The sequence below is a fragment of the Parashewanella sp. 2304DJ23-3 genome (assembly GCF_056591695.1).
Genome location: NZ_JBWQOH010000014.1, coordinates 35206 through 61723 on the forward strand (window position 1 = coordinate 35206; position 26518 = coordinate 61723).

At 40.9% G+C, this 26518-nt stretch carries 24 protein-coding genes; 15 read left to right on the top strand and 9 right to left on the bottom strand.

Annotated features, from left to right (window positions below):
• The first annotated feature begins 19 nt into the window (after window positions 1-19).
• The 4 genes from AC1EU2_RS17995 to AC1EU2_RS18010 all read left to right on the top strand — a co-directional run bounded on the left by AC1EU2_RS17995 (window position 20) and on the right by AC1EU2_RS18010 (window position 4326).
• Complete coding sequence (locus tag AC1EU2_RS17995; RefSeq protein ID WP_480299663.1) at window positions 20-607, top strand: peptidylprolyl isomerase; 588 nt, start codon at window positions 20-22, stop codon at window positions 605-607.
• A gap of 100 nt (window positions 608-707) precedes the next feature.
• Entirely contained in the window at window positions 708-1061 is a 354-nt protein-coding gene (locus AC1EU2_RS18000) for a hypothetical protein (RefSeq protein WP_480299664.1), read from the top strand.
• A 117-nt stretch (window positions 1062-1178) separates the two neighbouring features.
• Window positions 1179-2540, top strand: a complete 1362-nt coding sequence (locus AC1EU2_RS18005) for an AmpG family muropeptide MFS transporter (protein WP_480299665.1) — start codon at window positions 1179-1181, stop codon at window positions 2538-2540.
• Window positions 2541-2613: 73 nt separating this feature from the next.
• Window positions 2614-4326 (top strand): hypothetical protein, encoded by a 1713-nt coding sequence (locus AC1EU2_RS18010; protein WP_480299666.1) that lies wholly within the window; start codon window positions 2614-2616, stop codon window positions 4324-4326.
• A 60-nt stretch (window positions 4327-4386) separates the two neighbouring features.
• On the opposite strand, the gene AC1EU2_RS18015 is transcribed toward AC1EU2_RS18010, so the two are convergent.
• Window positions 4387-5262, bottom strand: a complete 876-nt coding sequence (locus AC1EU2_RS18015) for a phospholipase A (protein WP_480299667.1) — start codon at window positions 5260-5262, stop codon at window positions 4387-4389.
• Between the two features lie 213 nt (window positions 5263-5475).
• On the opposite strand from AC1EU2_RS18015, the gene cobA reads away from it, so the two are divergent.
• Genes cobA through AC1EU2_RS18045 form a run of 6 tightly spaced genes read left to right on the top strand, consistent with a single transcriptional unit; the run spans window position 5476 to window position 12043 of the window.
• A complete protein-coding gene (gene cobA / locus AC1EU2_RS18020; RefSeq protein WP_480299668.1) occupies window positions 5476-6336 on the top strand; it encodes a uroporphyrinogen-III C-methyltransferase in 861 nt (286 codons plus the stop codon).
• Complete coding sequence (cysD, locus tag AC1EU2_RS18025; RefSeq protein WP_480299669.1) at window positions 6333-7235, top strand: sulfate adenylyltransferase subunit CysD; 903 nt, start codon at window positions 6333-6335, stop codon at window positions 7233-7235. Before cobA ends, cysD begins: the two co-directional genes overlap by 4 nt.
• Window positions 7235-8635 carry a sulfate adenylyltransferase subunit CysN gene (cysN, locus tag AC1EU2_RS18030; RefSeq protein ID WP_480299670.1) on the top strand — a complete coding sequence of 467 codons (1401 nt, stop codon included), beginning with the start codon at window positions 7235-7237 and terminating at the stop codon, window positions 8633-8635. The genes cysD and cysN overlap by 1 nt, the downstream gene beginning before the upstream one ends.
• Window positions 8632-10356, top strand: coding sequence for an SLC13 family permease (locus AC1EU2_RS18035; protein WP_480299671.1), 1725 nt, complete (start codon window positions 8632-8634; stop codon window positions 10354-10356). The genes cysN and AC1EU2_RS18035 overlap by 4 nt, the downstream gene beginning before the upstream one ends.
• Before the next feature lie 29 nt (window positions 10357-10385).
• The gene (gene cysC / locus AC1EU2_RS18040; RefSeq protein ID WP_480299672.1) at window positions 10386-10985 is read left to right on the top strand and encodes an adenylyl-sulfate kinase; all 600 of its coding nucleotides are present in this window, start codon (window positions 10386-10388) and stop codon (window positions 10983-10985) included.
• A gap of 41 nt (window positions 10986-11026) precedes the next feature.
• The gene (locus tag AC1EU2_RS18045) at window positions 11027-12043 is read left to right on the top strand and encodes a porin (protein WP_480299673.1); all 1017 of its coding nucleotides are present in this window, start codon (window positions 11027-11029) and stop codon (window positions 12041-12043) included.
• Here the strand turns inward: AC1EU2_RS18045 and AC1EU2_RS18050 are convergent.
• Both AC1EU2_RS18050 and AC1EU2_RS18055 read right to left on the bottom strand, forming a co-directional pair.
• Window positions 12038-14059: a hypothetical protein gene (locus AC1EU2_RS18050; RefSeq protein ID WP_480299674.1), complete on the bottom strand. Its 2022-nt coding sequence runs from the start codon at window positions 14057-14059 to the stop codon at window positions 12038-12040. The genes AC1EU2_RS18045 and AC1EU2_RS18050 overlap by 6 nt on opposite strands.
• 92 nt (window positions 14060-14151) lie before the next feature.
• Window positions 14152-14979: a TIGR03899 family protein gene (locus AC1EU2_RS18055; RefSeq protein ID WP_480299675.1), complete on the bottom strand. Its 828-nt coding sequence runs from the start codon at window positions 14977-14979 to the stop codon at window positions 14152-14154.
• A 310-nt stretch (window positions 14980-15289) separates the two neighbouring features.
• Between AC1EU2_RS18055 and AC1EU2_RS18060 the strand changes: the two genes are divergently transcribed.
• Window positions 15290-17047, top strand: coding sequence for an alkaline phosphatase D family protein (locus AC1EU2_RS18060; RefSeq protein WP_480299676.1), 1758 nt, complete (start codon window positions 15290-15292; stop codon window positions 17045-17047).
• A gap of 257 nt (window positions 17048-17304) precedes the next feature.
• Window positions 17305-17871 (top strand): phosphoribosyltransferase, encoded by a 567-nt coding sequence (locus AC1EU2_RS18065; RefSeq protein ID WP_480299677.1) that lies wholly within the window; start codon window positions 17305-17307, stop codon window positions 17869-17871.
• Window positions 17872-17950: 79 nt separating this feature from the next.
• On the opposite strand, the gene pepN is transcribed toward AC1EU2_RS18065, so the two are convergent.
• From pepN to AC1EU2_RS18090, 5 genes are all read right to left on the bottom strand, one after another.
• Complete coding sequence (pepN, locus tag AC1EU2_RS18070; RefSeq protein ID WP_480299747.1) at window positions 17951-20554, bottom strand: aminopeptidase N; 2604 nt, start codon at window positions 20552-20554, stop codon at window positions 17951-17953.
• A gap of 373 nt (window positions 20555-20927) precedes the next feature.
• Window positions 20928-21524 (bottom strand): penicillin-binding protein activator LpoB, encoded by a 597-nt coding sequence (gene lpoB / locus AC1EU2_RS18075; RefSeq protein WP_480299678.1) that lies wholly within the window; start codon window positions 21522-21524, stop codon window positions 20928-20930.
• Window positions 21525-21554: 30 nt separating this feature from the next.
• On the bottom strand, window positions 21555-22925 hold the full coding sequence (locus AC1EU2_RS18080) for a COG3014 family protein (protein ID WP_480299679.1): 1371 nt from the start codon (window positions 22923-22925) through the stop codon (window positions 21555-21557).
• A gap of 43 nt (window positions 22926-22968) precedes the next feature.
• A complete protein-coding gene (gene def / locus AC1EU2_RS18085; RefSeq protein ID WP_480299680.1) occupies window positions 22969-23472 on the bottom strand; it encodes a peptide deformylase in 504 nt (167 codons plus the stop codon).
• 26 nt (window positions 23473-23498) lie between these two features.
• On the bottom strand, window positions 23499-23711 hold the full coding sequence (locus tag AC1EU2_RS18090; RefSeq protein ID WP_480299681.1) for a SlyX family protein: 213 nt from the start codon (window positions 23709-23711) through the stop codon (window positions 23499-23501).
• Window positions 23712-23974: 263 nt separating this feature from the next.
• On the opposite strand from AC1EU2_RS18090, the gene fkpA reads away from it, so the two are divergent.
• The 3 genes from fkpA (at window position 23975) to AC1EU2_RS18105 (ending at window position 25545) form a co-directional block, all read left to right on the top strand.
• Window positions 23975-24769: an FKBP-type peptidyl-prolyl cis-trans isomerase gene (fkpA, locus tag AC1EU2_RS18095; protein ID WP_480299682.1), complete on the top strand. Its 795-nt coding sequence runs from the start codon at window positions 23975-23977 to the stop codon at window positions 24767-24769.
• A gap of 107 nt (window positions 24770-24876) precedes the next feature.
• Entirely contained in the window at window positions 24877-25248 is a 372-nt protein-coding gene (locus tag AC1EU2_RS18100) for a YacL family protein (protein WP_480299683.1), read from the top strand.
• Window positions 25249-25407: 159 nt separating this feature from the next.
• Window positions 25408-25545: a DUF3149 domain-containing protein gene (locus AC1EU2_RS18105; protein ID WP_129945187.1), complete on the top strand. Its 138-nt coding sequence runs from the start codon at window positions 25408-25410 to the stop codon at window positions 25543-25545.
• Window positions 25546-25881: 336 nt separating this feature from the next.
• On the opposite strand, the gene AC1EU2_RS18110 is transcribed toward AC1EU2_RS18105, so the two are convergent.
• Complete coding sequence (locus tag AC1EU2_RS18110) at window positions 25882-26505, bottom strand: superinfection exclusion B family protein (RefSeq protein ID WP_480299684.1); 624 nt, start codon at window positions 26503-26505, stop codon at window positions 25882-25884.
• Window positions 26506-26518 lie beyond the last annotated feature (13 nt).

A 26518-nucleotide genomic window follows, 5' to 3' on the forward strand; every position in this document is an offset into this window, starting at 1 on the left:
ATAGATTAAGGACAACACTATGTTACGTGCTTTGCTCGTCGGCATTCTTTTGAGCGTCAGTCAATTTGCGCTTGCGTTAGATATTCAAAAAAATACGTTGTATCCAAAAGTCGAACTTGATACTTCAATGGGAAAGATTGTGGTCGAATTAGATCGAACTCGTGCCCCGATCACTGTCGATAACTTTTTAACTTATGTGGTTAAAGGTGAGTACGATAATACGATTTTTCATCGAATCATTCCTGAATTTGTGGTTCAAGGTGGCGGACTCGATCCTGATCTAAAAGAAAAGAAAGAAATGGATCCGATCGTTAATGAATCAGGCAATGGTTTATCGAACGGTTTAGGTACGATTGCTATGGCTCGAGAGAACTCGCCACATACCGCAACCAGACAGTTTTATTTTAATGTAGCGGATAATGAACGGTTAGATCCATCACCTAGACGTTGGGGTTATGCGGTGTTTGGTGAAGTCACAGAAGGGTTAGATATCTTACAGAAAATGGCTCTAGTGAAAACGGAATTCAATAAAACACTCGACTGGCCTGATGTTCCTGTTGAGGCGATTATTTTGAAAAAAGCGACGTTATTACCTAGGTCGGAATAATTCCGATCAAAATAAACAGTTTTTTATTAAAAAAACAATCGCGATCGCGATCTAGTGTTTATACTGGATAAGCTACAAAAACATAATATTGAGGCGAACGATGAAAAAGCAAAATTTCATCGATGAAAAAGCGCCCCAGCTTGCTCACTACGGCAAGGCATTTCTTTGTCAGCAGATTGATTACAATGAAGTAAAAATGTATTTATGGGACACATTGGAAGAGTGGCAGCAGTATAACTTTCAGGGTGAAACACAATCGGAATCAGACATCGAGACCGTTTTTTGGCATCTACTTTACAGTTTTGAAAAGTGGCCAGCCTGGGCAATCCGGGGTAACAAAGTTTTGCGAAAACAAATCAAAGAATGTTGTGAATTTTTGAGTGGAAATGGCGCAGTTCCCAAAGGCGTAATTGGGGTTAGTCCAGAAACAGCAGAGCTTCATCGAGTAGGATAAAAAACAGAAAGCCCGCACTAATCAGTGCGGGCTTTTTTTTTTGCTGCATTAAAGCTGTTGATTTAGCCATACTCCCCTCGTAAGCTTGAAACAGTTATTTTTTTATTGGTTTCTTTAATGGCATTTTTGTCTCGTCTGTCTGACATGCTTTCTGTCTATGCTCAAAAGCGTGTGGTGAGCATTTTATTTCTTGGCTTTTCTTCTGGCTTACCCTTGATGTTAGTGTTCTCAACATTATCATTCTGGCTACGTGAAGCGGGTGTAGATCGAACCGCAATTGGTTATTTTAGCTGGATTGCATTGGTCTATGGCTTTAAGTGGTTGTGGTCTCCACTGGTCGATAGGCTATGTATTCCGATCATTGGTAAACGATTTGGTCAGCGGCGAAGCTGGATCCTGATTGCACAATTTGCATTGTTCTTTGCGATATTGGGCATGTCGTTTAGTGATCCAGTAGAAAATATTAAGCACTTAGCCGTTTGTGCTTTTATTGTTGCTTTTGCTTCAACCACTCAAGATATTGTGATTGATGCTTTCCGGATTGAATCAGCGCCCGAAAAAATGCAAGCCGCACTCTCCGCGGCTTATTTAGTGGGATATCGAGGCGCAATGATCATTGCCACGGCTGGTGCGTTAACGATCGCTGCTTGGATAGAGCCTGGCAACGATGCCTATAACCTTCATGCTTGGCAGGTATCTTATCAAATCATGGCAGGGTTAATGATCGTGGGTGTCATTGCGACGTTATTGAGTACAGAGCCGCAAGTTGATAAGACGGAAATAACTGAAAATCAAATTCAATTACAGAAAAAATACCGTCAACAGTTTCCAAAAACAATGGCGGACTTTATGGCTTGGTTTCATCAAGCTTGTATTACCCCATTTGTGGCATTCTTTAAACGCTATGGTAAACACGCTATTCTGATTTTGGTTCTCATCTCCTGTTATCGCATTTCTGATATTGTGATGGGAATTATGGCGAACGTCTTCTATGTAGACATGGGGTTTTCCAAGGAAGAAATTGCCGCAATCAGCAAGGTCTTTGGCATTATTATGACCTTGGTTGGTGCTGCTGCTGGTGGTTTACTAACCGCTCGTTACGGGATTATGAAAATCCTGTTTCTTGGGGCGGTACTGGTGATATTTACCAATGCGTTGTTCGCCATACAAGCGGTGGTGGGTCATAATATTCCATTACTAACGGCCATTATTTCTGTCGATAACTTCAGTCAGGGGATCGCAATATCAGCATTTATTGCATACCTTTCGAGTTTGACCAGTTCAGGATACAGCGCAACTCAATATGCATTACTGTCTTCTGTAATGCAGTTATTCCCTAAGTTTATTGCTGGTTTTTCTGGTGCTTATGTTGACAGTTTTGGGTATGTAAATTTCTTCATTGCCTCAAGTGTAATTGGAATACCTGTTTTGTTTTTGATTTATTTCGCATCTAAAGTGCAAAAAGCTGAAGATAGCTAGAATAAGCCTTGCGTTAACATAATGTTTCACTCACTATAGCCGTGATTTTCCGCATAAATAAATGGAGCTTATAATGAAAAAAGCGGCTATCGCCCTTGCTGTTGTTGCGGCAGGTGCGGCAGGGTATTGGTACACTCAAAACTCATCGTCGACGGCCTCAGATTCTGTCTATTTAGAATATATTCCGGCTGATACCTTAATATTTTCAGGCAGTTTAGAAGACTTCCCTTTAAAAGATTACATTACTCATACTGCGACCAGTATGATGCCAATGGATACATCCGCTTTTGATAATCTTGGTGAAAATGAGTCGACTCATACTAAATTTTTACTGTCTCTTCTAAAGCAGTTTCAGCAGGCGGTAACAGAGCCAGAAACCTTCGCACAGTCATACGGGTTACCAGATTCAGGCAAGTCATTTATGTATACCGTAGGTGCGATGCCAGTGATTAAAGTAGAATTAGCCTCACCCGATGCTTTTTGGAAGCACCTTGATAGTGCGGAAAAAGACAGTGGCTTCAATCATCAAATCAAAGAATTAGACGGCGTCATTTATCGTGCTTATCAACTTATGGATAAAGGTGCGAATGGTAAGCCAATGGATCTGATCTTTGCTGAAAAAGATGGTGTATTAACAATAACACTGACTGGCTTTGCTCCGGATAATAGCGCTTTAAAACAGGCATTCAGCTTAGTAAAACCAAAGCACTCTCTTGCTAAGTCTGGACAGTTAGAACAGATAATTGATAAATACGACTTTGATCCAAGAAGTGTATTTTACATCAACCAAAAAGCATTAGTGAAAGGCATTACGACAACAGACGGTAATGATTTTGCTCAGCAATTAACTTCAATGTTTGCGTTAGCGGGCGAGAACCCACTATCTGAATTTCAAACGCCTGAGTGTGCACAAGAACTTCAAGGCATTGCAGAAAACTGGCCACGTACTGTAGCAGGCTTAACGGCATTAGATATTCAGCCTGATCATGCAAAAATGGATGTTTCGGTCATTGCTGAATCGAATAATAAAACGATGATAGACGGCCTTAAAAAGCTTCGTGGTTTTATTCCTAACTTTGTTGCTAACGACAAAGACAGTGTGATGGCTATGGGATTAGCGCTGAACACCAGCGATGTTGTTAGTGGGTTAACGGATGTTTGGTCAGACTTGCAAACGCCAGCTTACCAGTGCGAACCGTTAGCGCAAATGCAGCACCAATTGTCCCAGCAAAGCCCTGCGATGCTTGGAATGGCAACAGGAATGGCTGCAGGCTTAAAAGGTATTGCCGCTTCCATTATTGATCTCGAATTTGATGGAACTCAAGGTCCTTCAATCAGTCAACTCGATGCACTCGTGAGTGTCTCTGCTGATAAGCCAGAGCAACTGTTTAACACCCTTAAGACGTTTGTGCCTATGCTGGCGAATGTTGAATTGAAAGCAAATGGTGATGCTGTTGATTTATCGACATTGCTTCCAATTCCACCGCAATTGAACATCAAGCCGAAGTTAGCATTAAAAGGTCAACATTTGGTGGTTTATACCGATGTTAAAGGTGAAAAGCTGGCGGATAGTTTAAGTAATGAAGCTGTTACAGAAAATGGTATTCTTTCGATGGCAATGGATCAGGGGAAACTGATGAAGCACCTGATCAAAGCGTCTGAATTATCAGGTCAACCTATGCCAAAAGAACTGGATATGATGAAAGGAAATAATCAGTTCAAGTTTAGCTTTGATGTGCAAGATGAAGGGATTGTGATTAAAGAGTCAATTGTTTACAAAAAGTAATCTTTTGAACCTTTGAGACTAAAAACGGGCTATAAGCCCGTTTTTTTATGGTTAGTCTAACTAGAAAATGTCGTTAATTGACACACCGACACCAAGACGATTGGTGTTAACATTGTAGTCAATCAAACTTTCACCGTAGCCGTTAAAGTACTGAACGTATAAACGCATGTGACCAACAAGTGGGTAACTGTAGGTGAACTCGGCCGATCCTTTGTTATCACTACGGAGGTTGTTTCTGAGTTTTAATGTGAAGCGGTGTTTATCAATAGCATAGGCGCCATAGAGCTCAAAATTCCCCATGTATTTGTTGATATCTGGGTTATCATCTCCTTTCGCATCAGCAGGTGTTTTTTTAGGTTCTTCAGGCATGCGCCACCAAACTTTCGCCGAAAAAATGAAGGGACCATGGTCAAACACCGCAAGGCCATAAATGCGATTCCAGCTGCGTGACAAATTACCGCTTCGGCCATTAGACTGGTGCGTAATGCCTAAACCTAAAAATTTATTTTCGAAGCGACCAATTTTCCAATCATTATTAAACAGCAGTAACGCTTCAGGCTCATGGTTTGTTTCTCTAAAAGGAGAAGAGTGCTCCTGATTATAGACTTGCCAATACGACTGGTTGGTGTAAGCAAAGTACAAATGGCCATTGTCACCAAACATGTTATACCAGACTGGGAACTTTAAACTGACTTGAAACTTTGCCTCTAAATTATCAAAAGGATAATAATCATCCCGATTGATAAACGGAGCTTCGTTTGGTGAGCTGTTATAGGTCACTGGTAGAATATAATTCACCTTATGCGAGCTCAATGCAAACGGGTTATCTAAGACTTCAAGTTCTTGGGATACCCGTCGCTCCAGCAACGAATCTTCAGCGTGGGCTGATAATGATAAAGCCAAAAAAGTGCTAGCAATTAAAGTCCATTTTTTCATAGTAAATAATGAGCAAACATTAAAATTTGAGCATTACTATACGTTTTTTGAATTAAGCTGCCAATTTAGTTATTTTTGTCTTTGTAATAGAAATTGTTATAAAAACAACTCTCTTATATTAAAAGGTAATAAGTTTTCCGTTTTATATATTTAAAAAGATATAAAAGCTTCGCTATATTTCCTACAAGTTTTAATCTAGTTGGAATCTAAAAAATGGAACTGGTGCCGCTGACCGATAATGGCGCAAAAGGCAAAGTTTATATTGTTGGTGCTGGCCCTGGCGATCCAGATCTACTTACCCTTAAAGCGTGGCGACTCATTAAACAAGCCGATGTAGTCCTTTATGATGCACTGGTCAGCGACGAGATCATGCAGCTTGTTAATCCTAACTGTGAAGTAATTGCTGTAGGTAAACGTTCAGGCAAACACAGCGCTGCACAAGACGATATTAATCAGTTGTTGATCACGAAGGCATTTCATCACAAAAACGTCGTACGTTTGAAAGGTGGTGACCCATACATTTTTGGTCGAGGTGGTGAAGAGGTCAGTACCTTAGTTGCTGCAGAAATTGATTTCGAAGTGGTACCTGCCGTTACCGCAGCAGCAGGTGCTTCAGCTTATGCTGGGATCCCATTGACTCATCGTGAACTTGCGCAAAGCGTCACGTTTATTACCGGCCATTGCAAAGCTGGAGCGGGTGAAAAAGTGAAATGGCAAGAGTACGCTCAATCTAACCATACACTCGCAATTTATATGGGTAAGTCACAGGCGCCGAACATTAAAGCTGGGCTTATTGAGGGTGGACGCTCGCCCCACACTCCCGTTGCTTTAGTTTATTCCGCTACCACCACAAAACAAAAAGTGATGATTGGCACATTAGAAAAACTCAGTGAACTGATAGCTGAAACTGATATCGCAGATCCTGCGATGATGATAATCGGTGAAGTGGCCAGTTTACATCAAGATTTGAATTGGTTTTTACCACAACAAAGTCAGTCGCCACAAAATATACAACACACTTCGCAAGAGATGGCTGCGGTATTTAATAGCGATAAATTGGAGCAAATGCTATGACCCAAACGATGACTCACCTGCAGCAATTGGAAGCAGAAAGTATTTATATCCTACGAGAGGTTGCTGCAGAGTTTAGTAACCCCGTGATGTTGTATTCCATTGGTAAAGATTCATCGGTGATGCTGCACTTAGCACGTAAAGCCTTTTATCCAGGAAAGATACCGTTTCCACTATTGCACGTTGATACTACGTGGAAATTCAAAGAAATGATTGAATTTCGAGATCGTCAAGCTCAAAAATATGGCTTTAAGTTACTGACGCACACGAATCCTGATGGAGTCGCACAAGGTATTAACCCATTTGATCATGGTAGCGCAAAACACACTGACGTAATGAAAACTCAAGCACTTAAACAAGCGCTAGATCAATATGGTTTTGATGCCGCATTCGGTGGTGCACGCCGAGATGAAGAAAAGTCGCGTGCCAAAGAGCGGGTTTACTCTTTCAGAGACGAACATCATCGCTGGGATCCAAAAAATCAGCGTCCGGAGCTGTGGAAAAACTTTAATAGTGCTATTAACAAAGGTGAAAGCATTCGTGTTTTCCCATTATCAAATTGGACAGAACTTGATATCTGGCAGTACATCAAACAAGAAAATATTGAGATTGTTCCATTGTACTTCGCTGCTGAACGCCCTGTCGTTGAGCGTGATGGCATGATGATCATGGTAGATGATGATCGCTTGCCACATGAGTCTGATGAAGTTCGTTATGAGCAAGTGAGGTTTAGAACCCTTGGGTGTTATCCCTTGACGGCTGCAATGCCCTCTAATGCGGATGATCTCGATAAGATCATTACAGAAATGTTACTTACACGTTCAAGTGAGCGACAAGGGCGTTTGATTGATAGCGATCAAGCGGGATCGATGGAAATGAAAAAACGTCAGGGGTACTTCTAATGGTCGCTGAAAGAGTCGAAGACTTAGATATTGAAACATATGTGGCTCATCAACAACAAAAGCAACTACTTCGCTTTTTAACCTGCGGGAGTGTTGATGACGGTAAGAGTACGTTGATTGGTCGATTACTGCATGACAGTGCTCAGATCTACGATGATCAATTAGCCACCCTGAAGCAAGAAAGTGCCAAGATAGGCAATGCTGGCGAAGCTTTAGATTTAGCTTTGTTAGTCGATGGCTTGCAAGCCGAGCGTGAGCAAGGCATTACCATTGATGTGGCTTATCGCTATTTCAGCAGTGAAAAACGTAAATTTATTATTGCTGATACACCGGGACATGAACAATACACGCGTAACATGGCAACGGGTGCATCGACTTGTGATGTGGCTGTGATTCTGATCGATGCTCGTCATGGTGTGCAAACCCAAACTAAACGTCATGCTTACATTGCGAGTTTACTGGGTATTAAGCATTTAGTGATCGCCATTAATAAAATGGATTTAGTGGATTACCAGCAAAGTGTGTTTGATTCGATAAGAACTGATTTTGACCAGTTTGCCAAGCAACTGGCACCAGCAGACATTCGATATATTCCTCTGTCAGCATTGACTGGCGACAACGTTGTTGCCGCTTCAAAGCATATGCCGTGGTACACATCTGATCCGCTACTGACTGTGCTGGAAAACATTGACATTGATAGCGAACAACAAGATTTTCGTTTTCCGGTGCAATATGTACAGCGCCCTGATCTTAATTTCAGGGGGTTTTCTGGTACGGTGGCGAGTGGCAATATCATCGTGGGTGATGCCATAACAGTATTGCCGTCGGAGAAATCCTCAGTGATTGCTAACATTGTGACCTTTGACGGTGACAAATCAATGGCGACGAAAGGCGAAGCAATAACTTTGGTGCTAGAGGATGAAATCGATATCTCACGTGGAGATGTCATCGTTAAAAGCCAAGACATCTTGCCAACGCCAACTCGTCAAGTAAGTGCTGAGTTGGTGTGGATGCAAGAGTCACCACTGAAGCTTAATCAGCTTTATGATGTGAAAGTGGCAGGCAAATTGACTCAAGTAAAAATTACTAATATTGAGTACGTCACAGATGTGAATACACTGGACAAACGTGCTGAAAGTACCGTTGGGTTAAATACGATCGCTAAAGTAAAAATGGCATTCACAGAGTCGATGTTCGTTGAAACATATAGAGAAAACCACACTACTGGAGCGATGATCATTATCGATCGCCTAACCAATGCGACCGCAGCGGCGGTAATGGTGACAGAAGTTAAGGCGCAGGAAATACTCGAGCAGGTATATTCAGAGTCGGAAATCGAATTGAATACTTGGGTGAGAAAAAACTATCCACATTGGCAGGCGTTGGACATCAGTAAATGACCGATGCGGCGTGGTTAAGTATCATCTTAATTGGGTTACTTGGCGGGTTGTTTTCAGGTAAAGCGTCGCCAGCAATGTGTTTTGCTGGTGCTGTCATTGCCTGTTATTTACTTGGGCTGGTGGATATTTCTCATGCTCTGACTAGCTTTACCAATAGCGGCTTGATCACGTTGGTTTTGCTTATTCTGACTGCGAGTGTCTTAGAGAAAACACATTTACTCGCTAAGTTGAGTCAATTGATCGCCAAAGGATCGTTTACGTCGACCTTGGCGAAGTTGGGCTTTTCGACGGCTTTGTTGTCGTCATTCACCAATAATACCGCTGTGGTAGCCTCATTAATTGGACCTATTCAGCGAAATCAATCCCACGCCGCCTCTAAGCTATTATTGCCATTAAATTACGCCACTATCTTGGGGGGAACGTTGACCTTAATTGGTACATCCACCAATTTAATTGTCAATTCGTTTGTTGAGCATGCTGGATTAGAACCACTGCACTTTTTTGAGTTTACCCAAGTAGGCTTGGTGCTCGTGGTGGCAGGCATGGCGTTACTCATTGTGATATCTCATTGGTTACCTGAACGTGACGACACCCAAGCCGAAACAGAATTACCTTTTTTGTTAGAAGCTAAAGTGATAGCGGGCTCAAAACTGATCGGGAAGAGCGTGCATGATAATCAATTACGTGCACTCAAAAAATTGTATTTGGCGGAGTTAGAACGCAATGGTGTTGCGATGTCTCCCGTACCACCGAACATGGTGCTGGTGGAGGGCGATAAACTGAGGTTCAGTGGTGCAGTAGATTCTGTAGAGTTACTGCAACAGTTTGATGGCTTGGAATGGTTTGGCAAACACCAAGCGGATGGTCAAAACCTAGTAGAGCTGGTGATTGCGCCGAGCAGTCATCTCGTTGGACAATCGTTGAAACAAGCCGAATTTCGAGAAAAGTTTTCTGCTGCTGTACTGGGTGTTCGTCGTGGGAACCAAGTGCTTAAAGGTGGCCTTGGTGATGTGAAATTACAGTCTGGCGATTTACTGCTGGTGACGCCAGGTAGTGAGTTTGAACAACAGCAGCCGAGGCATGAGTTCGCCTCAATCAATGCTCTGGACTTATCTGTGCAGTTAACGCCAAGGCGCAGCCATTGGGTGATGGCGAGTTTTGCTGTTGCATTGGCGACAAGTCTACTTGGCTTCGTGTCACTGGCAAAGAGTCTAGTGATATTGTTATTGATGTATTTGTTGACTCGAGTATTAGATCTTGAGCACATCCGTAGACGCTTTCCTACTTCGTTGCTTATCATCGTTGGCAGTGCATTGTGTTTGGCTGATCTGATGATGAGTACCGGACTTGCGACTGAATTGTCCAATGGCTTGATGTCTCTATTCTCGGGTTATGGAACTCTGGGTGCTTTTATTGGTGTATATCTCATGACAGTTCTATTAACCGAACTCATCACCAATAACGCTGCAGCTGCATTGGCCTTTCCCATTGCTTTGGCCATATCTGAAACTCTCGGTGTTGATGCTAAACCTTTCATTATTGCTGTTGTATTCGGTGCAAGTGCGAGCTTCATCTCACCTTACGGCTATCAAACCAATTTAATGGTGTTCAATGCGGGTAACTACCGCTTTATCGACTTCGTAAAACTCGGGTTACCGTTGTCACTGCTGTATTCAACACTGGTGATAATACTTGTCCCAATGTGGTTTCCATTTAACTGATCTTAATTCAACAACAAAAAGGAGCTTTTATGTCTGACATATCATGGCATTCACATAAGATAGATAAAGTTCAGCGTCAAAAGCTGCTAAAACAGCAACCGAGGCTGTTATGGTTTACTGGTTTGTCTGGTTCAGGGAAATCTACTTTAGCTGGCGCTCTGGAGTCGATCTTACATCAGAAGGGCTTTGCCACGTATTTGCTTGATGGCGACAATGTTCGTCATGGTTTATGTAACGATCTTGGTTTTTCAGAAAGTGATCGTAATGAAAATATGCGCAGAGTGACCGAAGTGAGTAAGTTAATGCTTGATGCTGGTGTGATTGTTCTTGGCGCATTTGTATCACCTTCACGGCAACAGCGGGAATGGGTGCGTAGCCAGTTCTCCGAAAATGAATTTGTTGAGATTCACGTAGCCACTCCTTTAGACGTATGTGAGCAGCGAGATCCCAAAGGCTTATATAAAAAAGCACGAGCTGGAGAAATCAAAGATTTCACAGGTATCGATGCTGAGTATGAAGAGCCCATAGCGGCCGAGCTCACTATTAACACCAGCAAAGGTGACTTAGGTCAGCAAGTGCATGCAATTTTAGAGTATCTACTGGCATTGGATGCGGCCTCAGCAGCTTAAATTACTTTGACTATAATCTAAGCGTTATTCACGGAGGAACAATGCTTAGAAATTTTATCTGGTTGATCGTTACTGGATTACCATTTTCAGGTTTGGCTAAGGATATCATTCCAAGAGAGCCCTCAAATGATATGTCTATGCTCCCCGAGTTACCAACTCAGATAATGGATGACCCAGATGCGCTAACGTATTATTTGTCGCTTCGCCCCCGCTTTGGGATATTAGATTGGGGTGACCAAGCTTGGAAGTGGGATGACAGTTCTTCGCGAACTGGCGTGAAGCTAAAGTATACTTTCATTGAAAATGTGCGATTAGTGGCTCATGGCGATGTTCGCCCGACAATGAAAAGTGATTATGAGTTTGGCAGTCGCAGAAAAGCGTATGTTGGTTTAGCAGGACATTGGGGCCAACTCACCTATGGCAGGCAAAATGCGGCGCAATATAACTTAATCGCGGAACCTGTTGATATATTTAATCGCTTAGCATCTCCATTAGGTTATGACATTATCAGCCCTGCAAGAGTAAATAGCATGGTGAGTTATCAATTACAGAGTGGTGATTGGAACTGGCAAATTGATAAACGAACTCATAATAAGCCTTGGCATACTCGTAACCATTATCTTGGTTTCGGAGGACGCTATCATTGGCAAAACATGTATTTTGCTGTGGCGTATTATCAAGAAGATTTTGAACTTGATATACAGCAAGTCATTGGTCTATCCCTGTCTCACCAAGTTACAGAAAAACTGTATTGGGCAACGTCGTTTCAACAAACTCGATTTAACCAGAATGATGGCTTTACTGCAGATGTCGCCATGTCCTATCAATTAACGGCTGAGCATAAATTGAAGTTTGGCGTTTCTCAATTTGAACCCGATTCAGATAGGCATCAAAAACAGCAACTCGTCAATACTACCTTTGAATGGTTTCAAACGGACAAATTAAAATGGTTTGTTGAGTGGCAATTGATAAAGCAAAAACCGGAAACAGCAAATCAAGTATTTTTGGGGTTCAGATTTGATTTTGAGATTAAGCATTATCGACGCAATAGGTTATAGCTCACAGAAGGGTTGAACCTCACCTTCATCATGTTCGGCTTCTTTAGCCGCTTCTTCCATTTCCTCAGGCTGAGGTACACTCTCAAGAATTCGCATTATGGTTGCAGTTTCATCAGACGTTTCATCTGGATTTTCCTTTAACAAGCAAGTGATCAAATGCATGGCTGTATGGGTGACGAATCGAGTGCAATCGACCGTGTTACCTAACGATTGCAACTGAGTACAAATATAGGTAATTTTAGGGTGCTTGTTGAACAGCGAAGCAAACTTATTTTTTGAATCGATAACAAAAATACGCTCTTTGGTGAACACACATAGAATGGCGTGATGAGATTCAAGAAAGGCTAACTGCTTAGCGTGTACACCAACAGGGATAAGCAATAGTTTTGAGTTAGCTTGTGTTGTAAACGCTGAATGGTGTGCGAGCAAACTTGAGGCTAATATTGAGTCATTAACAGAAAGCTCCTCATGTATATCAATACTGTGCTTTTCTAGTTGATTAGCACTTGAAAACCCCTGTAGTGCAACATAACAATCATAAACCCCACCTTGGCCAATATTCTTTCTCCCTGAATTGAGGAGTTGTTTGTCAAAGTAACGTTTAATGGTTCCCTTGAACGCTTGAAATGTTTTTTTCATTTGCGAGATCCGCACAGTATCGAATTCGATAGATACATATGATTGCTGATAAGACTCTATTTGGGAAGCATTAACAAAATCATTGCCCTTTGTTATTTCAAATTGAGAATTTATTTCTAAGGGAGGAACGAAGTCAATCTTGTTAGCTTTAAAATACTCAATGATCTTGGTTTCAGTACTTTGCAATTTAGATGATATGGGCTCAACAATGTCTATGTCGTCTAAACAGGTTGATGCTGACACAATTGTGAAGTCATCAATTTGGATCTCAGAACTATTTGAAGATTCAAGCTCGGTAGAGCCATCAAAAGAGTGAGTCTGCGTTGTAAAGGTTGTCTCATCTTCTTCAGACTGAGCTAGGGAAGGCTCTGAACCTAGAAGTGAATCTAAACAATCGACACCAGTTTCAGGTGTCGAATTAGTCGTTATCATTAGACAACCATCTAGGAAGGAATCAGGTTTATCACTTGATAGTTGATATGAGGTGATATTTTCTTTTTCTTTTTCGATTTCTTGAGTGGACTGGGCAAGCAGCAGTCCTGTTAATTCAACGTCGTCATTGGGCGAACCTCTCCTTACTGGGGGAGGAGTTATAACAACATAGTCTTTACAGCTATTTTCTACAGATTCTGGTGCTGTTTCAGAGGTAGGCAGTGAGCTTATGTTTTGGGCTTTAGCTTTGTTATCTAAAAACGTCTTAACGGCAACTTTATTGTTAGGATCAATATCTTCTTCTAACAATTGAAACATGAATTTGCTTCTGATCACCTCAGCTTCTTCTAGCTGTGCCCGGATCTCAGAGCGCGTTGAATTAGGTGAAGATTTGTTAGCAACAAAATAATCTCGTTGTGTGCGAAGTTGGGCCCACTTCTGACCGTCATCTGTCTCCGAAGGTAAGTCATTTAAACTTGTGGAACGTGCTAGCTTTTTAGAAGGAAAAGAGTCCAAATCAAATTTGGTGCCAAGGACTGCTAGGCTTTTTGTTCTTTCAATTTTCCCTCTAGGTTTAGCGGTTTGTGAATCTATAAACTTAACTAATGGTTCAAAAGCGCAGCTCGCCCGTAAGTGCCAATTACATTTGTGCATGAAATCAGACTCAACTGATTGTAATAACAACGAATGTGAAATAGAAGTTTGGTTGTAAGGTTCGAGTTCAGCAAATGTGCGGGTTAGATTGTTTGGCCCACGAAGAGTATGCCAAACGACAGTATATTCAACAGGATAAATTCTACTGTTCCTATGCATATAAAGCATAAGTGTCGGAAGATGCGTTTTCTTTTGTTTTTGTAGCTCGATGTACTGAGAAACCGATTGCAACTGGCCAGTATCAGTAAAGCCTACGGCTAAATAATTACACTGAATGAAAGTTGTGGCCATGAACCCTTTGCGTCAACGAACTTAAAGACCAAATTTACCATACATAATACAGTATGATACTAAAATTAAAGATGTTTAATCTTAGCCTTGGCTCATTGAATTACAAAATCGTCAATTAGTGTACTTCTGATCACTTCAAAAACATTGGATTCTAATCTTGGGGACACCAACTGCGCCAGCTCATTTCCTATGTTGGTAAATCGATAATAGCCAATCACGATATGTGGAATTTTTGGTGTCAATGATAATTGTTTATGAGGGTATGTGACTTTTACCTCTTCTCCTTTGGTTAATTTGCCAGTTTCAAATTCTTCTGGATGCAAAATGCCAGCGTGGATCATAGTTAAAATGCTGGAATAAGGGAGTCCACATTTTGATAAATCGATTAATCGGATTGGGTTATTTCTAAAATAATTCGTCCAGCCGCCTGTGATTCTATAGCGACTTAACAGTTTCAAACGCGTTTCATTATTAAACGTAGAACCAAGCCCTAACGCCCTTTCGAGAATCAGCGCTTCACGTTGTGTCAGTTTCTTTAACGTATCTAAAGTCTCAATGGTGAAGTTACCTGGTTTTACTATTTCTCTTGCCAGAATTCTAGCCCATAGATCTTGCATTTTAGGGTTATGGATTTTTTCTGCCATTTCAAAAAAGTGATATAACCAATCTGGATCCAAGTCGATGCCTGTAACGTCTGAGGGGGTATGATCTAACGCTAACTGATAAATGGATTCTAAATTTTTTTGATAGTTCGCAATGAGCTTCCTTTGACGGTGCTCACCACGTGCAGCAACTGAAGCACTGGCTGGTTTGTAATCACCATCAGCCACTAAGCCTAATTGACCACCTAAATTCAATGCCTTACGTCGAGCAGAAACTTCATTTTTGTTAGCAGAAGATGTTGTGATTTTTTTTTCCACTCAAGTTATTCCTTATGCAGCCAAAGATTCTTCTGACTTATGGCGCTATCAAATGATGATTATCTAATCGTTTACTTTTAAACAATACGACCTTTTACGAAAAAAGGTAAACCTTTGAATAATACATCGGCACTTTCTCTTGCGATTATAGCTATTAATTACTGAAATGGTAAAAGGACTAAGAAAAAAGTAGTAGAACATAGTTACATATATTAAACATTTGTGTAACCTTACTGGGTTATAAGACGTCAGACCTCTTTAGCGAATACACATTGTGTTGGCTCAGGGAAAAGAATAACAAGGAATAATAATGACAACAAAATATAACCGTCGTGACTTTTTAGCATTTTCTGCAAAAGGTGTTGGGGCCGCAGTTCTGTCGTATGGTTTGATGGGATGTAGCAGTGATGATAAGAAAGACCGAATTTCTGGACAGTTTCTTCATGGTGTTGCCAGTGGTGATCCTGCAAGCAATGCCGTCATTTTATGGACGAGAGTTTCACCTGATGAGCAAGGTGAAGTCAGTGTTAGTTGGCAAGTCGCAACGGACAGTGATTTTAGCGACGTAATTCGTGATGGCAGTATGACAACCTCTGCTGAACGTGACTACACAGTAAAAATTGATGCAGTAGGTTTACGACCAGGGCAAACGTATTATTATCGCTTTATGTCTGGTGATAACACGTCGATAGTAGGGATGACTAAAACGTTACCTGAAGGCGAGATCGCTCAAGTTAAGTTTGCTGTTCTATCTTGTGCTAATTACCCAGTAGGTTACTTCAATGTTTACGAGCTTGCGACGCAGCAATCGGAAATAGATGCTGTTATTCATCTCGGTGATTACATTTATGAATACGGTAATGACAGCTCTGCTAATGGCACCAATAAAGTTCAAGGCCGTGAAGTCATGCCGGATCGTGAAATTGTCAATTTAGCCGATTATCGTCAACGTTACGCACAATATCGCTCGGACAATAGCCTACAAAAGCTGCATCAACAAAGCCCGTTCATCATGGTATGGGATGATCATGAAGTCTCTAATGATTCTTATAAAGATGGTGCTGAGAATCATCAAGAAGAAGAAGGCGATTTTGCTGCGCGTAAACAAGCAGCGTTACAGGCGTATTTTGAATGGTTACCGATCCGCCCTTGGCGTGAAGGTCGTCATGAAGAGATCTATCGTAGTTTCTCATATGGTGATTTATTAGATCTGCACATGCTTGATACACGCCTATTAGGTCGTGACAAACAACTTGCATTCGAAAACTATATCGACCCAAATACGGGTGGTTTTGATGGCGACAGCTTCATGGCTGATGTTACCGATACCAATCGCACAATGCTTGGCTTAACTCAGTTATTGTGGTTGCAAGGTGAAATGTTGCAATCAACGGCTAAATGGCAAGTTTTGGGTCAGCAAGTGCTAATGGGGAAAGTGTTTTTACCTGCAGCCATTGCAACACAGCAAATCAGCATTTCGCAATTTGCTCAATTAGCACAACTTGCACAAATAGCGGCAAGAGCACAAGCTGGCGATCCGACATTGACAGCTGGTGAGCTTCAGGCATTAGCTGCTGGTCAGCACTTATTAACACCAGAAGTGTTATCCATGTTACAGCTGCCATCGATTCCATATAATTTGGATGCGTGGGATGGATACGCTTACGAGCGTGAAGTGATTTTCGGCACAGCTAAATCTCGCCAACAGAACTTTGTTGTATTGGCAGGGGATACTCATAATGCGTGGGCAAATGAGCTTCGTGATGTAAATGGCGATGTGGTTGGAGTCGAATTTGCAACCGCTTCAGTTTCTTCTCCGGGGTTAGAGTATTACTTACAAATACCGCAACCAGAGTTACCTGCAACTGAAGCAGCAGTTTTACAGTTGGTTGAAGACTTAAAATACGCCAATATGGGTGATCGCGGGTTTATGACAGTAACCTTTACGCCTGAAAAAGTAGAAAGTAACTGGTATTACGTTGATACCGTATTGTCAAAAGAGTTTAAAGAAGATGAAACTAAGCGTCATACTAAAACGATGATGGCTGGTGTAGCTGAGTTGGTATAGCCCTTTCTTTAATTTATGTATTTCTTAAAGCCGCTACGTATTGTTAATTAGCGGCTTTTTTGATCATCCGCAATTTTAGCTAAATTAATTCAACCAAGTAAGCCATTTTAAAGTAAAATACACCGCCAAGTTTGAGATAGAAAACTTGGTTATACTGTTATCTAATTCACATGGCATTTTATCTGTGTGCATTTAGGTTTGGTATTACTTTTCTCAAACCAATTGATATCAAAATAAAAACAATTGGGGACCTACCTGTGATAGAAAAACATTATATTAGTGCTCAGCAGTTACTCGAAGATTCATTTCGTTTAGCGGCGCAAGTATATGAAAGTGGTTTTAGACCTGACTATATCGTCGGAATCTGGCGTGGTGGGGCGCCCATTGGTATTGCTGTTCAAGAGTTTTTTGATTATAAGCAAATAGAGACCGATCACATTGCCGTCCGTACCTCATCTTATTACGGTATTGGTACCGATAAGCAAAGTAAAGAAATTCGCGTTCATGGTTTGCACTACATCATCGAGCATGCGAATGCCGACGAAAGTATTTTAGTTGTTGATGATGTATTTGATTCAGGACGAAGCGTAGAAGCCTTACTTGAAAAATTAAAGCAGCAAATGCGCTTGAACTTACCGGAAGATATTCGTATAGCAACGCCTTACTACAAGCCAAAAAACAAAAAAGTGGAGTTAACCCCTGATTACTTTGTTCATGAGTCAGATGAATGGTTAGTATTCCCACATGAAGTATCAGGGCTAACGCCAGAAGAAATTGCGGCGGGCAAGGGTGATTTAGCAGCGATCAAGCATTTATTTGAATAAATGTAAGTAGTCATGCCAGAAAAGCTGGCATGACATTTTTGATGCTAAGTCTTTAATAAATATTAAAATTTCAAAAGCTTTAAGGTTTCAAAGTCTCTTTGATCAGAACACATTGTTGTTCTGCTTGCTTAAACTCTCGCAAACTGCGTTTTACTAATTCGGATAGTCCCTCATTGTTAGTGAGCACTTGCTCTATGCGATCAATACCTGGTTGATCACACGATGATGGTATCAAATTACTGCTGTAAGCTCTCATATACACTGGACCAAGTTTATCAAGCTTGGGCAGCATGCTCAGGCGTTGTTCTGCAGTGGCTTCGCTCAGTAAACGCTGCTCACTGGGGTATAAATTTTTCATCGCAATGCGTAACTTGGAAAAAGTGAGCTTATTATCAAATATCTTATTGAGCCATTCACGTTTAATGCTGGCAACTGGACGAATAACTTCGGCGGCAATCGCTGCTTTTTGTCCAGTATCAGAAGCATCACGTTTAAGCTCGTCTTTGATCAATTGATCTGACCCTTCTACGCCATAACGATTAAGCTGCTTGATAATGTGCCATCTCGTATCTTGATCTAAAGCTTGTGATTCAGATGTAATACCATCAAGTGGATCAGTGCCTTGCAATAATTGTTGCAGATGAGTCAGTGATTCGTTATTGGAAGCTAAATCGATGTATGTGTTAAACCATAAGCGTTGAATGCTTGAGTCATGGGTGTTACTCATGACCATACGAATCGCTAATTGAGATAACGCTTTTTGAGCTTGATCGGCATAATCAGGATGGCTTGGCTGTATCTTTGATAAATAATCACTCGCACGCACCATACTGCCAGTAAGCTGACTCAAAATAGTGTAATCCGTTTCCATTGGTGCATTGACTAAAAGCACACCAATATAATCACTTAAAGATAATTTACCTGAAACTACACTATCCCACAGGCTTTGCCATAACATTGAGCGCAACAGTGGGTCTTTAACAAGGTTAAGATTTTTTTCTGCGGTATGGAACGATTTAGTATCGAGGTTTACTTGAACAAAGCCCCAATCATCAAGATTTGGATAGACGAGATCAGGGCAGGCCGCACCCACAAGACTGCTAACTGGTGTCTTCGCACCTTGGTAGGTGACGGTGACTTTTTTGGTTTGATAAATACGTTTATGACCGAGCTTAAATAGCCCAACGTTAACCTTTTGCTCTCGCAGTGTTGGGAAGTTTTTGTCAGTTGGCGACTGCAACAGGTTGAAGTAAGTAATTTTGTGGTTGAGACATTGATAGTCGGCCTGAATACTATTGAGACTCGCTTTATATAACCATTGTTGTTGCCACGTAGACAGGTCGCGATTTGCTATTTGGCCTAGAGCAGAAACAAAGTCATCAAGCGTGGCATTTTTGTAACTGTACTGAGTTAAGTAGTAGTGCACACCCTGCCTAAAGACTTCATCACCTAATAAGTGACGTAATTGCGCCAGTACTGCAGCCCCTTTACTGTAAGTTATGGCGTCAATATTGTCGAAAGCATTAGCTGTTGAAGCCACAGGAACTTCAATTGGGTGAGTGGTTACAAGCCCATCTTGATGGTAAGCACTTTGCTTACTACCAGAATAAAAACTGCGCCATGCATAATTAAATTCTGTGGATTCTGCAGTGGCTAGGATGCTCATAAATGAAGCAAAGCTCTCGTTGAGCCACAAACCATTCCACCATTTCATGGTGACTAAGTTACCAAACCATTGGTGTGCCATTTCATGCAGAATTACCTCAGCAAGAATGAATTTTTGAGATTCTGTGCGTTTGGATTTATGTAAAAATGCACTTTCAGCGAAGGTAATGGCTGCAGCGTTTTCCATCGCACCATATAAAAAGTTAGGTACTAGGATTTGATCGTATTTTTTAAATGGATAGGGTATTCCAAAATAATTTCCATAGAATTTTAGCCCACCTTTGGTGTATTTAAACCAAGCTTTGGGATCAATTTGCGATGCGACAGATTGTCTTGCCATTAAGCGAAGTGGGTACTTTCCGCTATTATCTTGCCATATTTTATAAGGACCAGCATGCATTGAAAAATTATATGTACTTAATTTGGGTGAAACGGGAAAATGCCAGATCTTATTTTTTCCCTGCTGCTGAACACTGCTTTCTCTTGTGGCGCTGATCACCGTCCAATCACTGGGCGCAGTCACCGTGAGTTGATATGTCGCTTTGATATCAGGTTGATCAAATGCAGCAAACATTTGCTGTGCGGCGGCAGGCTCAAAGTGAGAGTACAAATACACTTTATGATCGACCGGGTCGACAAAGCGGTTTAAGCCCTCGCCATTGGTGCTGTGCTTACGAGTAAAATTGATGACGATTTTATTTTCCCCGTTTTTTAACAAGTCAGGCTTAAACAGCAAATAATCACCGTTGTAATCAGGGTAGAATGGCTGCTGATTTATGGTTACCTTATGAATTTGAGCTTGGTTTAAATCTACACGCAGAGGGAGATCTCCACCGTGCCATTTAAAGTTAAGTGTGGTTTGCGAACGAAAGTTTTCTTGTCCCGTTAACTGATAATTTAACTGGTAATGAACATCTGAAACTTGCCGTGCACGTAATTGTGCTTGCTCTTCTGTCAGATATTTTGATTGGGGTTGCAAGTTTTTTGGCAGCGAAATATTCGAGCAACCAAGTATCATTATTGCAAGGGGTAGTAAGAAAATGCTTCTTTTCACTCTGGAGCCTCACTTATTCAATTGTTTTGCTCAGCCTTGTTAATTTGACTAGGAATTACAAACGGAATTTTGAAACTGAATGACACAATTATAAGAGCGAATATGTCATAAGGTTATTCTTATGAGTTACAAGTAATTACGCAAGTTACTTTTTTATATCATAAACACTTGAAGTAGCTTAGATTATAATTGAACTGTTCATGTTTTTTGAACTGCAAGCAATTAATAAGAAGTGGATATTGAAGGAGTCAGTAAGCGCATCCGTGGCTCTTATGTTCTAGCTATTCCAAAATTAAGGGGCTAATCAGAAGCCCCTTAAATATGATGTATCAATATTTTATAAACCTAAAAACGATTTTGTTCTCGTTTTACGGATTTCTTTTTCATCAGACCATTCGATCAATCCAGTTTGTAGATCCATTAAACGCATGGTCATTTTGTAGTATACGTCTTTCGTGCTGCCACCTTGTTTAACAATGCTCGAAAGGTTGCCATAAAGCATATATTGGGCACCAATTTGACGGCCGAACTTAATCGCTGTTGAAGGATCAACGAGACCTGAGTTGTTTTGGTAATCCAGTTGTTTACGCACAGAATCAACTTTGGTCATATCAACAAAGCGGAATTTACCAGAGCGAAGCAGGCGGTTACTGATTGAATCGGTAATGGATTCCGTATCAATATGCTCAGAGGTTTTGTTTTTAATGCTATCAACAAAAATAATTGGACGGTTGTTGTTAGCGGTTAAAGCTAACACTGGTGGGAACGTCAACATACTATCAACCATTTTGGTTGTGATAGCTTGTAAATCCGTTGAGCCAAAGTTGGCATTGACGGTTTCTACTTCTTTCGCATCACCGTATTCTACTTTTGATTGACACGCCGAAAGCCCAAGAACTGCGGCAAGCATCAATACAGATTTTAAATGTTTCATAGTCAGTTCCATTTTGATTGTAAACTTGAGTTAAATAATTATTGAATAAAAACGAGTTACATTTCCAGTTTTTATTGCCCAAACCAATGTCTTACGACCGGCCTCAACGTTAATTGAATACGGTTTACTGTTATCGATAGACAAAGGATAGCTGCCGGAGTTCAGATTTACCCGCGCAATTTGGGCTTGATTTGGTAAGGTTAACCAGCTGCGCCTATCTGCTTGCTCAGTGATAACGTTAAAGATCTGAGCAGCAATAGATCCTAAATCCAGTTCATCATTTCTTCGTTTATGTTTGCTGGTGCTTTTTCTTGCCAGCTCCGCTTTCACGGCAATACGTGCCGCTTGTCTTGCTAAAGCATACGGTAATTCTTCTTTTAAAGCATTAATGGCTAAAGCGTCAATGTTGGTGATTGGGCTCGCTTGTATCACTTCCGTATTATTGATATTTACGGTCGCAGGATTCAGGTTGGCCGCTGGGCGATTATAAGTTGCTAGTGAAGCAGTTTGCCAGCTACCGTTGATCGTAAATGGGATAGTGAAGCTTTGCTTTTCTTGTACAAAGCCTTTTTCATAGACAATAATCAGTTCACCCTGATTTTTGCTCGGTAACTTTGCTTCACCCCAACGCTTTTTAAATTCAGCATATTGAGGCATGGAAAGCTGTTTTGCTAAGCGAACAAGAGACTGCTCTAGGTAAGGGTTTCCTGGCCAAATCTGTGCCGCTTTTCGATAATCGATAAAAGCATCATTGGGCTGGTTGAGCATTTCGTGCAATAACCCTGTCATAAAGAAGCTGTAAGCGTTGAGGTATGAACTGGTTACTGAACCCGCATTGGCTGAGAGCCGTTTTTCTTCTTCTGAGACGGCACCATTTTCCAACAGTCGAGCTGATTTTTTCGACTTCGCATACTTGTCTTGTTCGGTTTGCTGTAATTCGTTTGCTCTTCTGACTTCAACTAACGCACCTTGATAATCATTCTGGAATAAGTAATTCAAAGCTTGATATTGGTGCAATAACACTCGTTCGTATCCTGGACCACGATATGGAATAGCATTGTCATTTAACAGCAGTGAGCTTGCATTAGCTCCTACACTTGAAAGGCTGATCGTCGCTTTGTCATCAAAGGCTTGATAGTCTTTTACAGCTTGTTGATAAAACTTTTCACTTTGTCCAAATTCACCAGCAACTTGAGCGATTCGGCCTGCTTCGAGGGCATATAATAAACCGTCATTTCCAGACGTATTATCAGAAACGGATTGAATCGATGACAAGGGCTGTGCTGTGGTAAGGGCTTGGCGTTGTTTATTAAGCTGAGAAGGATAACTCACAAATAAGCTGTTGGTGGCACAGCCAGTGAGTGTTGCTATAAGAAAAAAGCCTACGGCCAATCGCTTCATGCTTAATATCCTGTTTGCTTAGTTTTCTGTTTACTTCAATAATTTATTGTTCGATGAAAGCTTGTTCAGGCATTTGGGATCGTTCTAAAACGGTGATACCGAGTAAATGATCATTTTCATGCTGAAACACTCGTGCAGGAAAGCCTGTGAGTGTTTGTTTTATAACATGTCCCTGCAAATCTTGGTACTGCACATTAATTTCATCATAACGCGCAATGGGTAATCTTCTATTCGCAACTGACAAGCAACCTTCTTCGTCAACGAGCATGGTTTCACTGTGAGTTAATATGGTCGGGTTTATAACCACCGTCGGCTCCATTGTTGGAGCGTTTGGGTATCGAAGTGTGGGTCTTGAAGCCATAATAAACATTGAGATAGATTGATGCACTTGCGGGGCTGCAATGCCTAACCCCTCAGCTGCAACCATCGTTACCATCATTTGCTCTGAGAGCTTCAACAGCTCAGAGTTAAACTCAGTGACCAGCTTAGCTTTTTCAGTTAATACTGCTTCACCGACTTGCGCTATCTCTAGAATTTCAGGCTTCATTTTGCACCTCGACTCCCATCACTGCATTAGTAATGCGGTGGTGGTGTTTCTTCAGACTGACTAGCAATGTTACTTGGTTCAATTGCCGTTATTTTTTGTATTAATAATTGTAGCTTATGCTGCTGATCAGCAACGATATCGTTCAATCGGATAATTTCTTGATTAAGTTCTTCAATAGTTAGTTCCTGAAAACTTAATTTAGTTTCCAAATCATCAACTTGTTTTTGCAATTCTGACATGTGAGTTTCTTTTTGAGAATTATTGTCCCATATTCTACTCAAATGACTGAATTATTGCTGAACTTCTTATAAAGCAGAGACTCTAAACCTTGACAGCACTGGTCTAGGCCGTTAAAACAGTAACTTACATAATTTTACCCTATTAATTATATTGAACCTGAATCACTATCAAAAATGGTTATAAGTCATTCCGAATTGAATGGTTTTATGTTTAAAATCAATTTGTTGATTGTGATTATGAAACACGCTGAGGAAGCATTTACATGAAAACTGTTTATAAATTGTCGTTAGTTGCGTTGGCTGTACTCGGGCTTTCTGCATGTAATCAAGAGCAAAAAACCACCAAAGAGTCAGCTGGTACTGAATTAACAACTCCGGCACAGAAAGAGTCATACAGTGTAGGTGCTTCAATTGGTAAATACATGGGCGGGCACATTAAAGAACAAGAAGATCTTGGTATGCCAGTTGATCGTGCGTTAATCATTGAAGGTTTTTCTGACGGTCTTCACGATAAAGTGAAGTTGTCTGAAGAAGATATGCAAAAGTTACTTCAAGGTCTTGATAAACGTTTAGTTGAAAAACGTGAAGCGCATGCTAAAGCTGAAGCGACTAAGAACAAAGCTGCTGGCGAAAAGTACCTTACTGAAAATGCGAAAAAGCCTGGCGTGAAGACAACGGCTTCAGGTCTACAGTATGAAGTTCTTCGTGAAGGTAAAGGCGATCATCCAAAAGCAACGGATACGGTTGAAGTAAACTATAAAGGTACTTTGATTGATGGTACTGAATTCGATAGTTCTTACAAGCGTAAGCAAACAGTTAAGTTCCCATTAAACCGTGTTATTCCAGGCTGGACTGAAGGTGTTCAGTTGATGACAGTGGGTTCTAAGTACCGTTTTGTTATCCCTGCGAACCTAGCTTACGGTGACCGTGATACTGGTACCATTCCTGCAGATTCTACGCTGATTTTTGAGGTTGAACTTGTTTCAATCGAAAAACCGCAAACTGAAGCTCCAAAAGCTGAGAAAAAAGAAGCAAAGCCAAAATCAGCAACTAAATAAATAGTTGTTACCTCCATGTAAAAAGGCGCAATTTGCGCCTTTTTTCGTTTTGATACCAGAAACTTTTTTGTAATATAAGGAACACTTTTTTGTTGTAGGTTGTACTCATGGATTTTGAATTTCGTCGTAATACCCTTGATGACGGTGTAGTAGCTATTTTTTCAATGGAGCATCAAGTGCTCGGTCGTTGGTTTACTGAAGAGCTAAGTACCGACAAAGTAAAACTTGCTGACGTAAAAAGTGCTTTAGAAAGTGTGCTTGATAAACGTATTCAGGAGTGGCGTTCAGTCGGCAAAGAAATTTCAATTGAGATTAGCTCAGAGCAAGTTACTGTATTTGAAAATAGTTTAAATCTTGGTGATGAATTAGAAGAAGAAATAGAGCAAGGGTTTAATCTTTATAGCGCTGAATCATTCGCTTATTGCGGTTTTGAAGATTTTCAAAATGTATTGGAAAGTTTTGAAGATTTTATACGTTAGTCTTAATTCCAAATCGTTTAAAAATTGACTTAGATCAAGCACTGATTCGATCTCCATATGAATGACAAGGATTAGGAGAAGAGTTTGATCCTGATCATTAGTTAAGAGAATGTGATGTCCTAAACTCAAGTTGAATTACAACGAAAGAGGACTTCTATTATGGCATTCTGGTTAGATCTAATGTTCGGAAATTGGATCGGTTTATTATCAATGATCGTGATCTTTTCCACAATGGGCATTGTGTCTTACATCTTATGGATGTTCGTACAGAAGTCTGCCCAAGAACCTGAAAAATAAGCAACTTGAGCAAAAGTAAGTAATTCGCTTGCCTCGTGATACAGATACGTGACGGTCTAGTAAAATACTATTGTCACGAATAGAAGCAGCTTGCCCAGTTGAATTAAGGTTTCCCCCCTCAACCGCCTTAATTAGCTACCATTGGCAAGCTGTATTTTTATGTCTGAAATGCGTCTGATGTGTTTTCAGTACAAAAATTCGGTTCTACATTCCACAACAAATAGCAAACAGAGATACGTATTTCATCATCTTGAATGCGTGATGTAGTTTGGGGTTGAGAGTTTTGGGGGATTAAAAGGGAGAAGCATACTCGTTCTCCCTCACGTAACGTATTATTTAAGCAGCCTGTTTTCTTTGCTGTACGAGACTGTGAATAAATGCAGGTCTGGCTTTTATCAGTTGTTTCAATTCAAGTTCGTTAGGCTTTCCATTCGGTAAGCGTAAAATTTGGCGATTTAAATAGCTTCGAGCTTTTAATGTGATCTTGAAATCAGCCGTTGGCCCCTGAATCGCATAGTGTAATTCATTACCGATGCACTCTAGGATATGTGCATTCATTAAGCTTGTAACGGCGACATCATCCTTAGGTAAGGTTAACGTTGCACTGCTTTGTAAAAAGAACTCCCTGAGTACGGCTCTCTCTGTAGGATCTAAGTAGTGGATTTTATTTTCAATCGCCGTTGTCGCTTGCTTACTACTGTAGTGATTGATGCCAATATCAAGTAAGTAGTCAAAAACTCGACTGCAAAAATAAGCACAACCAATAACCAACCCTAGGCCCACAAAATGGCTGTATGGTTGAATATGCTCATATAATCCCAGTTTGCCTAGTATGTTCTCCGGCAAAAACAGAAGACTCGCACATAACACAACCAACCAAAGCATGGATCTTGACATCCACTGTTTTGAAAGTATGCGTCCCGAGAAAAAGTTCAGCGAAGATAAAGTAAACTTGTTCATCTTTCTATCCAAC